We start from the raw sequence: 15,126 nt of genomic DNA on the forward strand, positions 1-15,126 counted from the left end.
CTTTATGGCGCCATTTTTTTTGCCCATGCCAGGCTCTATCCGGCACCTTTCTGTCAGGGTTTAACGTTCTTTATCTCCTTCCCTGCTGCCGCACTCTCTGTCGGCACCGCAGCACTTTCCAGCTCTTCGGGCGGCACGGTATCACTCTCTACCGGTTCACCACTGCTGACCAGTACAGGCATACCTGAGCGTCGTGCGATGCTGGCTTTAATCAGCGCCCGATCACTCTTCTCACTTTTCATAAACTGCCTGAGTCCGTCGCTGAGCGCAATGGTCTGCGTCTGCGGATCATCTTTGTCACTGCGTGACAGCGGCTGGTGCACTTCAACGTAGCGTTTACCATCCGGCTCGATGGCGTACTTCACCGGCTGATTGATAATCTGCACCCGTGTCCCCTCTGGAACGGCGTTAAACAACGCTTCGATATCTTCGGAACGCAGACGGATACAGCCGGAGCTGACGCGCATGCCGATGCCAAACTTCGCATTGGTGCCGTGGATCAGATACTGGCCCGTGCCGCGCGCCAGACGCATGGCAAACTGTCCCATCGGGTTATCCGGTCCCGCAGGCACCACGGCGGGCAGCGTGACCCCCTCTTTCGCGTAGCGTTTGCGGATATTCGGGGTTGGCGTCCAGGTAGGATTGGGGATCTTCTGGCTAATACGGGTGACCATCACGGGAGTGGCTGCCCCTAACTGGCCAATGCCGATGGGATAGACGATGACTTTATTTTCGCCTTTGGGATAGTAGTAGAGACGCAGCTCGGCAAGATTCACCACAATGCCTTCGCGTGGCGTATCGGGCAGGATCATCTGTAGCGGTATCGTCAGTTGCGTGCCCGCCTTTGGCAGCCAGGGATCGGTCCCGGGATTCGCCTCCAGCATCCCCAGCAGACCAACCTGGTAGCGGGCCGCAATCGCTTCCAGCGGCTGTTTGTTATCGGGAACCTGAGTCAGGACGTTTTCGCCAATCAGGCGACTGTCAGGTGGCGGCAGCGGATATTCCGTGGCGAATGCGGGTGCAGAGAGCCCAAAACAGGTCAGCAGCAATGCACCGGCTAAACGTAAAGCTGGTTTCATGCAATTTTCTCGTCAGATAAAAAAACAGACGCCGGATGGCGTCTGTCGAGTGTAGCTTAGCTGAGGTTCTGAGCGGTATGGCGAATAGACCGAATCATCGCCTCCAGCCCCTGCGACCGGGTGGGCGTCAGGTGCTGCATCAGGGCCAGTTCGCCAAACCAGTGGCGGACATCCAGCGCCAGAATCTCGGCAGGTGGCAGGTTCTGATAGAGACTAATTACGATAGCAATCAGTCCCTTAACGATAGCGGCATCGCTGTCACCTTCGAAGGCGATGGTGCCATCGGCCTGCGGCGTCATTCTGATCCACACCTGGCTCTGGCATCCCGAGATGACGTTTTCCGGCTGGTGCAGGGTTTCAGAGGATTCCGGAAGTTTCGAACCCAGTTCAATGATGTACAGGTACTTCTCTTCCCAGTTGGCGCAACGGTTAAAGTTACGCACCAGTTTCTCTTTTTCAGGCAAATTCGCCATCAGTCACTCCGTTAAAACTGTTCAGCCGCCCAGCAGACGATGAATGCGCGTCAGACCCGCTGCCAGACGATCCACCTCTTCTTCACTGTTGTAGAAGGTGAAGGAGGCGCGGCACATCGCAGGCACGTTGTAGTGCTGCATCAGCGGCATGGCGCAGTGATGGCCGGTGCGGATGGCAATACCATACTGATCCAGGAAGCTGCCGACATCGTAAGCGTGGTGCTTGCCGAGATTGAAGGCGATAACACCGGCGCGCGACTGCGGGCCATAGATGCGGATGTCCGGGACGGTGCCCAGCTTATCCAGGGCATAGTTCATGAGCGCCGTTTCACGCGCATGAATGGTATCAAGTCCCAGCGCCTGTACGTAGGCCAGTGCCGCACCAAAGCCGATAATGCCGCCGGTATTAGGGGTGCCGGCTTCAAAACGCCACGGCGCGCTGTTCCAGGTGGTACCCGTCGGCAGCATGACGCGGTCAATCATCGACCCGCCGCCCTCCCAGGGTGGCATCTGGTCCAGCAACGCTTTGCGTCCATAAAGGATACCCACGCCGTTCGGGCCGTAGAGTTTATGGCTGGAGAAAACATAGAAATCACAGCCGATATCCTGCACGTCAACTTTGTCATGCATTACCGCCTGCGCACCATCCACCAGAGTAACAACACCCGCGGCTTTGGCCTGCGCCACGATCGCTTTGACCGGGTTAACCGTGCCGAGCACGTTTGAAACATGCGTCACGGCCAGCAGGCGCGTGCGGCTGTCAATCAGCCCCGCCAGCTGCTCAAGCGCCAGCTCACCGTTGTCATTCAACGGCAGCACACGCACTTCAGCTCCGGTGCGCTCAGCCAGCATCTGCCATGGAACGATATTGGCGTGATGTTCCATCTCAGTAATGATCAGGTTGTCGCCAGACCGGAGCTGACTGCTGCCCCAGCTGTTGGCCACCAGATTGATGCCTTCGGTGGTTCCTTTGACGAAAACAATCTCTTCCTGCGACGAAGCGTTCAGGAAACGGGCGGCCTGATCGCGCACGTTCTCCATATCACTGGTTGCCTGCTGGCTCAGCGTATGGATGCCGCGATGCACGGCCGCATAGCCATGCTGGTAAAAATGACTCTCGGCATTGATCACCGAGAGGGGACGTTGTGCGCTGGCGGCGCTGTCAAGGTAGGCCAGCGGATGACCGTTGACCTCTCGCTTCAGGATAGGAAAATCAGCTCTGATGCGGTCGAGATCGAAGTTCATCATACGTCGCCTCCGGGAAAACGTTGCGCGATACGCTGCAGTACGGCCTGACGCATCACCGGATTTTCCAGTGTTTCGGTCAGTTCTGCCGCAAAGGCGTGGATAATCATGGTCTGCGCAGCATCCTGCTCAATACCGCGCGAACGCAGATAGAACATCTGCTCGTCATCGATACGGCCGATGGTGGCGCCGTGGCTGCACTTAACGTCATCCGCATAGATTTCCAGCTGCGGCTTGGTATCGACCTCTGCCAGCTTGCCCAGCAACAGGTTGTTGTTGGTCATCTGCCCGTCTGTCTTCAGTGCATGCTGTGCCACTTTGATGTGACCGTTAAACACCGCACGGCCTTTGTCACGCACGATGGTTTTATGCATCTGACGGCTGACGCAGTGGCCTTTATTGTGCTCCAGGTAAGTACGGGTATCCGCGACTTCCTGTTTCACCGGCAACACCAGGCTGTTAATCGCCAGCGTACTGTTCTCGCCGTTCAGCTGCGTGCTGGTATTGTGGCGCGACAGACCGGCACCCAGCAGGAAGCTGGTACTGCTGACCTGCGCATCGTTACCCACCACCAGATCGTTGTGCGCAAAGTGATAGCTGTTGCTGCTTTCAAACGCCAGTTTGGTGTGGGTCAGCTTTGCATTATCTCCGATCGCACAGGTAAAGCGCGAACCGGTGAAATGGGCCTGATCGTTGAGTGAAACGTAGTGCTCAATCACTTCCGCTTCGGCGCTCTCTTCCAGCTGCAGGTGATGACGATAATGAACGGTGTTCATGCCCGTCTGCTGACCGCTGGTGATATGCAGCAGGTAGACCGGGCGCGCTGCAGATTTACCGCGTGCCAGACGCAGGGTGGTCACCTCTTCAGCCAGACTCTCGGTCAGATGCAGAAACACTTCCGGCTGAACGGCGGCGGGCAGCGGATGACGCTCGGCGGCCACGCTGTGCTGAATCTCAAACAGCCCGGTGTCGCGGCTGCTCAGCGCCGCCTGGAACTGACCGTCAACGAAGACCAGGCGGATGGCATCCAGCGGCAGCGCCAGCGCATCAACCTGTTCAGCGCTCAGGGTCTGAGGCGCGTCAGGCAACACAAACTGCTGTGACAGCAGCGTGTCCAGCGGGGTGTATTTCCAGTTTTCATGCTTGCGGGTTGGCAGGCCAACGCGCATCAGTTGCTGCCAGTGCTGCTGAGCCTGCAGAGAACGCACGTCGCCGCGCGACTCAAACAGGTGATGCCACTGTTGCAGCGCAGAATCACTCTTCGTCGGTAAGCCAGCCATAACCTTGCTCCTCCAGCTGTTTCACCAGCGAGAAGTCGCCAGATTTCACGATTTTGCCCTGATACAGAACATGAACGAAGTCTGGCTTGATGTAGTCCAGAATACGCTGGTAGTGGGTCACGATGATAAAGGCACGCTTTTCGTCACGCAGGCTGTTCACACCATTGGCAACGATTTTCAGCGCATCAATGTCCAGACCGGAGTCGGTTTCATCCAGGATGCAGAGCTCAGGCTCCAGCGCCGCCATCTGCAGGATGTCGTTACGCTTCTTCTCGCCGCCGGAGAAGCCGACGTTAACGGAACGGGTCAGCAGATCTTCCGGCATCTTCAGCAGCTGAATTTTCTCTTCGATGAAGTCCTGGAAATCAAAGCGATCCAGCTCTTCCTGCTGACGGTATTTGCGCACCGCGTTTACCGACGTTTGCAGGAAAAACTGATTGCTGACGCCGGGGATCTCGACCGGATACTGGAACGCCATAAAGATACCTTCACCAGCGCGCTCTTCCGGTGCCAGCTCCAGCAGATCTTTACCGTTGAAGCTCACCGAACCGCCGGTCACTTCATAATCTTCGCGGCCTGCCAGCGTGGCTGACAGCGTACTTTTACCTGAGCCGTTCGGGCCCATGATGGCATGCACTTCGCCTGGTTTAATTTCGAGATTCAGGCCACGCAGAATGGCTTTATCTTCAACACTGACCTGCAAATCTTTAATGCTTAACATACTTATTCCTTCACGTTGCTTCCGGCAAGGCGTGTGACGGCATCAGCCCACACTGTGCTCAAGGCTGATGGCTAACAATTTCTGGGCTTCCACGGCAAATTCCAGTGGCAGCTCGGAGAATACGTCTTTACAGAAGCCGTTCACGATCATCGAGATGGCGTCTTCTTCACTGATACCGCGTTGCAGACAGTAGAACATCTGATCTTCGCCGATGCGTGATGTCGTGGCTTCGTGCTCCAGCTGAGCGGTGTTATTGCGGGTCTCCACATACGGGAAGGTATGGGCGCCGCAATCCGGGCCGATCAGCATCGAGTCACACTGCGTAAAGTTACGCGCGTTGGTGGCGGTTGGCATGATTTTCACCAGACCGCGATAGGTGTTCTGACTTTTACCGGCCGAAATCCCTTTAGAGATGATGGTCGATTTGGTGTTTTTACCAATGTGGATCATCTTGGTGCCGGTATCGGCCTGCTGACGACCGCTGGTCAGCGCCACGGAGTAGAACTCACCCACCGAGTAGTCCCCGCGCAGAATGCAGCTCGGGTATTTCCAGGTGATCGCAGAGCCGGTTTCTGACTGTGTCCAGGACATCTTGCTGTGGTCACCTTCACACAGCGCACGCTTGGTCACGAAGTTGAGGATACCGCCCTCGCCTTCACCGCCAGGGAACCAGTTCTGAACCGTCGAGTATTTCACTTCGGCGTTTTTGTGGATGATCACTTCCACCACGGCCGCATGCAGCTGATAGCTGTCACGCACCGGGGCTGAACAGCCTTCGATGTAGCTGACATAGCTGTCTTCGTCGGCAATCAGGATGGTGCGCTCGAACTGACCGGTTTTCGCAGCGTTGATGCGGAAATAGGTCGACAGCTCCATCGGGCAGCGCACCCCTTTCGGGATATAGACAAAGGTGCCGTCTGAGGCGACCGCGGAGTTCAGCGCGGCAAAGAAGTTGTCATTCGCCGGCACGACGGTGCCCAGATACTGCTTCACCAGCTCAGGGTGTTCCTGAATCGCTTCGCCAAAAGAGCAGAAGATGATGCCCTGCTCCGCCAGCTTGCCGCGATAGGTGGTGGCGACTGAGACGGAGTCGAAAATCGCGTCAACCGCCACTTCGCGGCCTTCGCGAACCGGCACACCCAGCTGATTAAAGGCGTTTTCCACTTCCTGCGTCAGATATTCACTGGCGGGCGCGCTGCCTGAGGCCTGAGTGGCACCCGGCTCCGACACGCAGCTATCGTCACAGCTGCCGCATGAGGGCGCGGAGTAGTAGCTGTAATCCTGATAGTCGAGCTTCTCGTAGTGCGCTTTCAGCCAGTGAGGCTCTTCCATTTCAAGCCAGGCATGAAACGCTTTAAGACGAAACTCCAGCATCCACTCTGGCTCGTTACGCTTGGCCGAAATCGCGCGCACGACATCTTCGTTGATGCCGTTGGCAAATTCTTCGGTTTGCAGTTGGGTAAAGAAGCCCTCTTTGTAGTTGAGCTTGCCTTCCCAGATTTGTACATCGTCAGATGTTTCGCTGTGTCGTGACATATTTCACTTACTCGACGCCAAAGCTCTCACCGCACCCGCAGGCGTGCTGAGCTTTAGGGTTATTGAATTTAAAAATCTGATTCAGGCCTTCGCGAACATAGTCCAGCTCGGTGCCATCAACGAATGGCATCGCCTGAAGCGGCACAAACAGCGTTGCGCCGTAGAATGAAAACTGCAGATCGTCTTCGACAGGCTCTTTCACCAAATCCATAACGTAGCCGAACCCGGCGCAGCCGGATTGTTTCACGCTGAGTCGCAGACCCTTGACATCAGGGTCCTGAGCCGCCAGATTGAGAATTTGTTGCGCTGCGGTTTCAGTCAGCGTCAGCCCTTTCCAGACGAAATCGTCAGGTGAGAAAGAGTCTGTATTAACGGATGCCATATTGATACCTCTTGAGTCCGGACCTTTTCAGGCTATCCCCCTATGGTAGTGATCTCACCGATCACTTCAACCTCTTGTTTTGCAGGGATAATCATCTTGTGCTGTTTTATTTGCTTAATAATTAAGCATAGCCTCTTCAGCTCACTGTGTGGTGAGAACGTCAGCCTTAATAAGCCAGTGATAACCTATTAATAAATCACTCATTTTAAAATAACCCTTTTTGATAAAAAGGCTTATTGATAGGTTACGCCTTTCTGCGATGTAAACAGATTGTTATTTCCGATTATACCGACAGGCAGGATAAATCGTTAAATTTTTCTGCCCGCGCATTGCAATCCCTGAACAGTTGAATATGATAATTATTATCATTCACATTCAGGATGGTTTCATGACGCTCTCTGTCTCAGCCTGGCTCCAGCACAAAATCGATGAATACCAGTTCAGCATCCGCGATATCACCGTCGACTTTTACATGGCGCAGGCAAAGCTTGATCGGGCCGACTGCACGATACATCAGCTGCGTCAGTTCAACGATGCCTGTCAGGATATGGCAGAGATCTGCCAGTTGAATGGTGACGACCAGAGTTACCTGCATGCGATGGGAAAACTGCATCATCGCCTGGTTCAGGAGATGGGAAACAGCGAACGCGACCGCCTGTTCCGTATTCAGGCTTACCAGCTGGCGCGCCTCTCCCTGACCCGCCTCTGCCATCAACTGGCTCTCGTCGGCGAGTGGAACAAAGCCTCCGCGCTGCAAAGCGACTTCGTACGTCACGCAGGCTGGATATTCTAATCCAGCCATGCCGTGACGTCGCGCACAATTTTTTTACATTAATGCTAACAAAGCCTGAAGCGGATGACGCATGCCGTTGCCTTCCACCCGTTTGACCTGACTGCGGCAGGAGTAGCCGGTCGCCAGACAGCGCTGACGCGGCAGCCGCTGAAGCTGCGGATGCCATGAGAGTGCATAGATCCCCAGCGAGTTCTCCAGATTTTTACTCTCATGGCCGTAAGTTCCGGCCATGCCGCAGCAGCCGACGTTGATATTCTCCAGTTTCGCACCAAACCGGGCGAAGATATCCTGCCACTGACCGGGGGCTGAGGGCAGCGCAGTCACCTCGGTACAGTGCGCAAACAGATACCATGACTCGCCGCCCGTGGCCTGTACGTCACGCTCTGCCAGCGCCCGCTGCAGCCATTCATGCACCAGCAACACAGCAAAGTCGCCGCGTGCGTCGCCCAGCGTCTGACGATACTCATCGCGATAGCAGAGCACGGTGGCCGGGTCGACCCCGACCATCGGCAGGCCCAGTTTTGCCACCCGGTTGAGGAAGTCGGCCGTCCGGGCTGCGGTTCGGGCAAAGCGCTGCAGGAAGCCTTTAACGTGCTGCGCTTTACCATTGGGTGAGAATGGCAGCAGAACCGGACGATAGCCCAGCTTCTCAATCAGCCGGATGAAGTCACTGACCAGCTGCGCCTCATAAAAGCTGGTAAAGGGGTCCTGAACCACCAGCACACAACGCTCACGCTCCGCGGCGGTCAGCGCTTCCAGCTGCTCCAGCGTCATGTTCATCGCCGGATGTCCGCTGAGCTGCTGCTTCAGATTGGGCGCAGAGAGCAGAGGCAGGTCGACCATGCCGATATGCGTTTTGCTCAGCTCTTTCAGCCACGGCTGGCGCAGGAAGAAGTTAAACACCTTGGGTGCCTTCGCCATCAGCGGCGCATAGCTCTCAACCGCTGCCACCAGATGGTCACTCGCCGGACGCAGATAGCGGGTGTGGTAGAGCTGCAGGAAGCGTGAGCGGAACGCAGGCACGTCGATTTTGATCGGACACTGGGTCGAGCAGGCTTTGCAGGCCAGACAGCCTGACATCGCCTCTTTGACCTCATGCGAGAAGTCATACTCCCCTTTGCTGGCGTGCCAGCTGTTACGGGTACGGGCGATCAGGGCGCGCAGCGACAGACGGTTTTCCGGCAGCTGCTTCTCCAGCATCAGCGGATCGACGCCCTGCCCGGCCAGCAGCCGCAGCCACTCCCGCGTCAGGCTCGCCCGTCCTTTGGGCGAGTGAATACGGTTGCGGGTGATCTTCATGGACGGACACATCGGGCTGCGGGCATCGAAGTTAAAACATAACCCGTTGCCATTACACTCCATCGCGCCGCGCCACTCATCCCGCACCGTTAACGGAATCTGCCGATCCCAGGTGCCACGCTTGACCGCATCAACCTGCATCATCTCGTCATGACGGTTGAAGGGGGTACAGATCTTGCCCGGATTAAGACGGTTAAGCGGATCGAAGGCCGCTTTGATGCGGCGCAGTTCGTTAAACAGCGTTTCGCCGAAGAAGGCCGGACTGTACTGGGCGCGGAACCCTTTACCATGCTCTCCCCACAGCAGGCCACCGTAGCGCGCGGTCAGCGCCACCACTTCGTCGGAGATCTGTTTCATCATCATCTCCTGCTGCGGATCGCACATATCCAGCGCCGGACGGACGTGCAGCACGCCCGCATCAACGTGTCCGAACATGCCGTAACTCAGACCGTGGCTGTCGAGCAGCGCGCGAAACTCGACAATGTAATCCGCCAGCTTCTCGGGCGGCACGGCCGTGTCTTCCACAAAGGGGATCGGTTTTGCCCGCCCTCTGGCGTTGCCCAGCAGTCCGACTGCCTTTTTACGCATGTTATAGATGCGTTCGATGCCCTCCAGGTCATTACAGAACTGATAGCCAATCACACCGCCCTGCTGCTGTGCCATCAGCGCATCGAGGCGGGCACTGAGCCGTTCAATCTGCTGGTCGATCAGTGCGGCGTTGTCGCCGGCAAACTCAACGATGTTCAGCCCCTGCATCTCTTTATCGGGCACATCGGCGATCAGTTCACGCACCGAGTGCCAGACGATATCTTCACGGGCCAGATTGAGCACCTTAGAGTCCACGGTTTCAACCGACAGCGCCTGGGCTTCCACCATAAAGGGTGCATTGCGCAGCGCAGAGTCAAAGGAGTCATATTTGATGTTTACCAGCCGCCGCACTTTTGGCAGCGGGGTGATATCAAGCCGGGCTTCGGTGACAAACGCCAGCGTCCCTTCCGCGCCACAGAGCAGCCGCGTCATGTCAAAGGTCTGCATGTCATCGCTGAAGACATGGCGCAGGTCATAACCGGTCAGGAACCGATTCAGCTTTGGAAACTTTTCCAGAATCAGCGCCCGGTGTTCACGGCAGCGGGTCAGAACCTGCTGATAGAGCCGCCCTTCGGGGGTTGCCGTCTGCGCCAGCGTTTCCGCCAGCGCGGTGGCCATCGGCCGCGTATCCAGGATATCGCCGCCCAGCAGCACGGCGCGCAGGCCCAGCACATGATCCGAGGTCTTGCCATACACCAGCGATCCCTGACCCGAGGCATCGGTGTTGATCATACCGCCCAGCGTCGCCCGGTTACTGGTGGACAACTCCGGGGAGAAGAAAAAGCCGAAAGGCTTCAGCCAGGCGTTGAGCTGATCTTTGATCACGCCCGCTTCCACCCGCACCCACCGCTCTTCCGTATTGATCTCCAGAATGCGGTTCATATAGCGCGACATGTCGACCACAATCCCCTGATTCAGCGACTGCCCGTTTGTACCGGTGCCGCCGCCGCGCGGTGTAAACACCAGGCTGGCAAAGCGGGCCTCTCCCGCCACGCGGGCGAGCAGCGCCACATCCGCGGTGGAGCGCGGAAACAGCGCCGCGTCAGGCAGCAACTGATAGATGCTGTTATCGGTAGAGAGTGAGAGACGATCGGCATAGCTGGTGGCCATGTCGCCGGTAAAACCCTGCTCTTTCAGCGACTCAAGGAACGTCAGCACCAGTTGAACGAGGCCCGGTGCCTGCGAAATCTGTGGGATCATGATTGTCTGACCGAAGGTGTTGTAAACGTTTGCGTTTATGCGTTAGCGATTTCCCGTTTTAACATATTTTTTCTGCGTCTGCCGTTTTTTCAGAAAAGCCAAAACCTTTCTCTGTAACGCTGTTTAATCCTCAGTAAATAGATCATGATGAAAACCGGCATCGCTATGCCGGAAAATGAAGGATTAAGACGAGGTTATGAGTCAATGATGAAAAGCCAGTACCGGGATATGGATTTACCGCAGATTCTCTTTACCCTGATGTTCATTCTGCTGCTGATTGTCGCCTGCCTGTGGGTGGTGCAGCCGTTTATTCTGGGCTTCGCCTGGGCCAGCATGGTGGTCATTGCTACCTGGCCGCTGATGCTGAAATTTCAGCGACTGCTGTGGGGACGCCGTTCGCTGGCCGTGATCGTGATGACCCTGCTGCTTTTGCTGCTGTTTATCATCCCTATCGCCCTGCTGGTCAGCAGCCTGATTGATAACAGCGCACCGGTCATTGCGTGGGTCACGCAGGGGCACACGATGCCGAAGCTGATGTGGCTCAAAGAGATCCCGATGGTCGGCAAAAAGCTTTATGTCAGTTATGACACCCTGGTGGCGAGCGGCGGAGCCGGGATCATGGCCAAGATACAGCCCTATATCGGACGCACCACCGGCTTTTTTGTCGCTCAGGCCGGTCATTTCGGGCGCTTTATGATCCATCTGGGCGTGATGTTACTTTTCAGCGTGCTGCTTTACTGGCGCGGTGAGCAGGCCGCTCAGGGCATTCGCCACTTTGCCTTTCGTATGGCCGGACGCCGTGGAGATGCCGCCGTGCTTCTGGCAGCGCAGTCTATTCGTGCCGTGGCGCTGGGCGTGGTGGTCACGGCGCTGGTGCAGGGCGTGCTCGGCGGTATCGGCCTGGCTATCTCCGGTATTCCCTACGCCACGCTCTTAACGGTGCTGATGATCCTCTGCTGTCTGGTCCAGCTCGGCCCGCTGCTGGTGCTGGTTCCGGCCATCATCTATCTCTACTGGAGCGGCGACACCACCTGGGGAACCGTGCTGCTGGTCTGGAGCTGTGTGGTGGGCACGATGGACAACGTCCTGCGTCCGATGTTAATTCGTATGGGTGCCGATCTGCCGATGATCCTGATCCTCTCTGGTGTTATTGGTGGCCTGTTTGCGTTTGGCATGATTGGTCTTTTTATCGGACCGGTGGTGCTGGCGGTCTCTTATCGTCTCGTTTCCGTCTGGGTGCATGAAGCGCCGGCCCCGGATAACGATCCGCAGGCGGTGGCGGAAGCCCTTGCCGATCACGATGGCACCCCGCCCGCTGTGTGATACGGAACGGTAACAGGTTCTCCCGACGGCCTGTTTAACGATTGATTAGTGCGGTTAATGATGATTAACCGCACACCCCCCTGCGGATCGGATAAATTTCCCTTTCCATTAGCGATTTTTAAGAAAAAAGCCATTTCCGGCCCAAAACAGACCTTTTTCGGCTAAAAAATATTATTTTCTGCACTGTTTCTTAAGCCAAATGGGGGAGTTTAGGGGGCAAAAGATTATCGGCTTTAAACTAATAAGAGGATTCTTAAAGACGCCAGCCAGCCATATGAATAACATGTTTCCTATGTTCGAAATCAACTTACTGATTTTTAAACAACCTTATTCCCCTGAGTAGAGTAAAGAATTGCTGTGTGTAGTCTTTGCCCATCCCCTGTGATGGGCTTTTTTTTGCCTGAATCTGACCAGCAATAAAAAGAAAAAGGCCCGCAATGCGGGCCTGAAGATTTGACAACAGCAGCGGTGAGACCGTCAGGCCGTTTTCTTTAACTGCGCCAGACTCACCCAGGTTTCCACGACGGTGTCCGGGTTGAGCGACAGACTGTCAATGCCCTCTTCCATCAGCCAGGCGGCGAAATCCTGGTGATCGGACGGTCCCTGACCGCAGATGCCCACATATTTCCCCTGCTTTTTCGCGGCCCTGATCGCCATCGACAGCAGTGCCTTCACCGCCTCGTTTCGCTCATCAAACAACGCAGAAACCACGCCTGAGTCGCGATCCAGTCCCAGCGTCAGCTGCGTCATGTCGTTAGAGCCGATAGAGAAGCCATCAAAGTGCGCCAGGAACTGCTCCGCCAGCAGGGCATTCGATGGGATCTCGCACATCATGATGATCTTCAGCCCGTTCTCACCGCGCTTCAGCCCCTGACGCGCCAGCTCCTCCACCACCGCCTGCGCCTGGTCCACCGTGCGCACGAACGGAACCATGATTTCGACGTTGGTCAGGCCCATCTCATTGCGGACACGTTTTACCGCTTCACACTCCAGCGCAAAGCAGTCCCGGAAGCTATCGGCCACATAGCGACCTGCGCCCCGGAAACCGAGCATCGGGTTTTCCTCTTCCGGCTCATAGCGTTCGCCGCCCACAAGGTTGGCATATTCGTTAGTTTTAAAGTCGGAAAGTCGGACAATTACGCGTTTCGGTGCGAATGCCGCGCCAAGGGTAGCAATTCCCTCGGTCAGGCGGGCGATGTAGAACTCCACCGGATTATCAAATCCTTTGGTCATTTTACGAATCTGCTGCTGCAGTTCCGGGGTCTGCTGGTCGAACTCCAGCAGCGCTTTCGGATGCACGCCAATCATGCGGTTGATGATGAACTCCAGCCGCGCCAGGCCGACACCTTCATTCGGCAGACAGGCAAAATCGAAGGCACGGTCGGGATTGCCCACGTTCATCATGATTTTCAGCGGCAGTTCAGGCAGTGAGTCAACCTGAGAGCTGGTGATATCGAAGTCCAGCAGGTCATCATAGACATAGCCGGTATCGCCTTCGGCGCAGGAGACGGTAACATTGTGCCCCTCTTTCAGCCGATCGGTGGCGTCACCACAGCCCACCACAGCCGGAATGCCCAGCTCACGCGCGATGATCGCCGCATGGCAGGTTCGTCCGCCCCGGTTAGTGACGATGGCGGATGCCTTCTTCATGATCGGTTCCCAGTCCGGGTCGGTCATGTCGGTCACCAGCACATCCCCTTTCTCAATCCGGTTCATTTCGCTGATATCGTGGATGACCTTCACCGTACCGGCGCCGATACGATGACCGATAGCACGGCCTTCCACTACCACGCTGCCCTGCGCCTGCAGGGTGTAGCGCTCCATCACCTGACCGTTTGAACGCACGGTTTCAGGACGAGCCTGAACGATAAACAGTTTGCCGGTGTGACCATCTTTGGCCCACTCAATATCCATCGGGCGCTGATAGTGCTGTTCGATCAGTACGGCCTGCTTCGCCAGCGCCTGCACCTCTTCATCGTTCAGGCAGAAACGATCGCGTTCGGCCTCGGGCACATCTTCAATCCGCACCTGCTCACCGTGGGCCTGAGAGTCGGCGTAGACCATGCGAACCTTTTTCGACCCCATGTTGCGGCGCACGATAGCGGGACGATCGGCTGCCAGGGTCGGTTTGTGGACATAGAACTCATCCGGGTTAACCGCACCCTGCACCACCATTTCACCCAGCCCCAGTGCAGCCGTGATAAACACCACCTGATCAAAGCCGGATTCGGTATCAATGGTAAACATCACGCCAGACGCGGCCAAATCCGAGCGTACCATTCGCTGAATGCCGGCAGAGAGCGCCACACCGCGATGATCGTAGCCCTGGTGGACGCGGTAGGAGATAGCACGGTCGTTAAACAGCGAGGCGAAGACGTGCTTCACCGCCACCATGACGGCGTCAATACCCTGCACATTCAGAAAGGTCTCCTGCTGACCGGCAAAAGAGGCATCGGGCATATCCTCTGCGGTTGCTGAGGAGCGGACGGCAAACGAGGCGTCATGATCATCGGCAGAAAGCTGCTCGTAGGCGTCCAGAATGGCGGACTCCAGTTCCGGCAGGAAGGGGGTCTCAACCACCCACTGACGAATCTGTTTACCCGCTTTGGCCAGCGCTTCGACATCATCAATGTCGGTTTCATCCAGCAGCGCATAGATACGCTGGTTCAGCCCGCTTTGATCCAGGAAGAGGTTAAAGGCGTATGAGGTCGTCGCAAATCCGTTGGGCACGGAGACACCCAGCGACGAGAGATTCGTGATCATTTCACCCAGAGAGGCATTTTTGCCGCCCACCCGATCAACATCATGCATGCCAAGCTGGTTATACCAGAGCACAAGTGGCTGTGCGTCATTACTGGCCATTAAGCGTATCCTTTTCAATGAATGGGGACAGGGAGTCATCTGTCCTCAGCCTGGCATATCACTTAAGCAATCACGATCTGTTGAATCGTTAAAGCAGAATTTCAGAAGCAGTTTCGGAATTGTGAGCGTTTTATTTTGCCGTTGCGCAAAATCGCCATTTTTACCTAACTCATTGATATTTTGATGTAAGTTAAATTTTCCCTTATCAGGGCGCTGTTTTTTGTTGCGCAACAAACCCGCGCAGACGCTGCCAGAAAACCGCCCCTCAGACGGTTAAAACAGCAAAATCACCACGTTCGCTTTTTAGCCAGTGCCTTGAATCTCCGGATAAATAACCCGGATAGC

Annotated in this window: 11 protein-coding genes and 1 other RNA gene; 3 read left to right on the plus strand and 9 right to left on the minus strand. The window is 56.1% G+C overall.

Annotated features, from left to right (window positions below; all coding sequences use genetic code 11):
• Nucleotides 1-53: 53 nt before the first annotated feature.
• Genes S7A_RS10740 through sufA form a run of 7 tightly spaced genes read right to left on the minus strand, consistent with a single transcriptional unit; the run spans nucleotide 54 to nucleotide 6,716 of the window.
• Nucleotides 54-1,079, minus strand: coding sequence for a L,D-transpeptidase family protein (locus S7A_RS10740; RefSeq protein WP_009090493.1), 1,026 nt, complete (start codon nucleotides 1,077-1,079; stop codon nucleotides 54-56).
• A gap of 56 nt (nucleotides 1,080-1,135) precedes the next feature.
• On the minus strand, nucleotides 1,136-1,552 hold the full coding sequence (gene sufE / locus S7A_RS10745; RefSeq protein ID WP_009090494.1) for a cysteine desulfuration protein SufE: 417 nt from the start codon (nucleotides 1,550-1,552) through the stop codon (nucleotides 1,136-1,138).
• Nucleotides 1,553-1,573: 21 nt separating this feature from the next.
• Nucleotides 1,574-2,797 (minus strand): cysteine desulfurase SufS, encoded by a 1,224-nt coding sequence (sufS, locus tag S7A_RS10750; protein WP_009090495.1) that lies wholly within the window; start codon nucleotides 2,795-2,797, stop codon nucleotides 1,574-1,576.
• Nucleotides 2,797-4,077 (minus strand): Fe-S cluster assembly protein SufD, encoded by a 1,281-nt coding sequence (gene sufD / locus S7A_RS10755; RefSeq protein ID WP_009090497.1) that lies wholly within the window; start codon nucleotides 4,075-4,077, stop codon nucleotides 2,797-2,799. The genes sufS and sufD overlap by 1 nt, the downstream gene beginning before the upstream one ends.
• Nucleotides 4,052-4,798: a Fe-S cluster assembly ATPase SufC gene (gene sufC, locus S7A_RS10760; protein WP_009090499.1), complete on the minus strand. Its 747-nt coding sequence runs from the start codon at nucleotides 4,796-4,798 to the stop codon at nucleotides 4,052-4,054. Before sufC ends, sufD begins: the two co-directional genes overlap by 26 nt.
• Before the next feature lie 42 nt (nucleotides 4,799-4,840).
• The gene (sufB, locus tag S7A_RS10765; protein ID WP_009090501.1) at nucleotides 4,841-6,334 is read right to left on the minus strand and encodes a Fe-S cluster assembly protein SufB; all 1,494 of its coding nucleotides are present in this window, start codon (nucleotides 6,332-6,334) and stop codon (nucleotides 4,841-4,843) included.
• A gap of 7 nt (nucleotides 6,335-6,341) precedes the next feature.
• Nucleotides 6,342-6,716 carry a Fe-S cluster assembly scaffold SufA gene (gene sufA, locus S7A_RS10770; protein WP_009090504.1) on the minus strand — a complete coding sequence of 125 codons (375 nt, stop codon included), beginning with the start codon at nucleotides 6,714-6,716 and terminating at the stop codon, nucleotides 6,342-6,344.
• 388 nt (nucleotides 6,717-7,104) lie between these two features.
• Here sufA and S7A_RS10775 point away from each other — a divergent pair, with 388 nt between their 5' ends.
• Nucleotides 7,105-7,509 carry a hypothetical protein gene (locus S7A_RS10775; RefSeq protein ID WP_009090506.1) on the plus strand — a complete coding sequence of 135 codons (405 nt, stop codon included), beginning with the start codon at nucleotides 7,105-7,107 and terminating at the stop codon, nucleotides 7,507-7,509.
• 33 nt (nucleotides 7,510-7,542) lie between these two features.
• Here the strand turns inward: S7A_RS10775 and S7A_RS10780 are convergent, their stop codons facing one another.
• Nucleotides 7,543-10,596 carry an FAD-binding and (Fe-S)-binding domain-containing protein gene (locus S7A_RS10780; RefSeq protein WP_009090507.1) on the minus strand — a complete coding sequence of 1,018 codons (3,054 nt, stop codon included), beginning with the start codon at nucleotides 10,594-10,596 and terminating at the stop codon, nucleotides 7,543-7,545.
• A 204-nt stretch (nucleotides 10,597-10,800) separates the two neighbouring features.
• On the opposite strand from S7A_RS10780, the gene ydiK reads away from it, so the two are divergent.
• Complete coding sequence (ydiK, locus tag S7A_RS10785; RefSeq protein WP_033736275.1) at nucleotides 10,801-11,919, plus strand: AI-2E family transporter YdiK; 1,119 nt, start codon at nucleotides 10,801-10,803, stop codon at nucleotides 11,917-11,919.
• 292 nt (nucleotides 11,920-12,211) lie between these two features.
• Nucleotides 12,212-12,319, plus strand: an RNA gene (rprA, locus tag S7A_RS20815) — antisense sRNA RprA.
• A 77-nt stretch (nucleotides 12,320-12,396) separates the two neighbouring features.
• On the opposite strand, the gene ppsA is transcribed toward rprA, so the two are convergent.
• Entirely contained in the window at nucleotides 12,397-14,781 is a 2,385-nt protein-coding gene (gene ppsA, locus S7A_RS10790; RefSeq protein WP_009090516.1) for a phosphoenolpyruvate synthase, read from the minus strand.
• Nucleotides 14,782-15,126: the final 345 nt, after the last annotated feature.

Source organism: Pantoea sp. Sc1 (assembly GCF_000255315.1).
Classification (GTDB): Bacteria; Pseudomonadota; Gammaproteobacteria; order Enterobacterales; family Enterobacteriaceae; genus Pantoea; species Pantoea anthophila.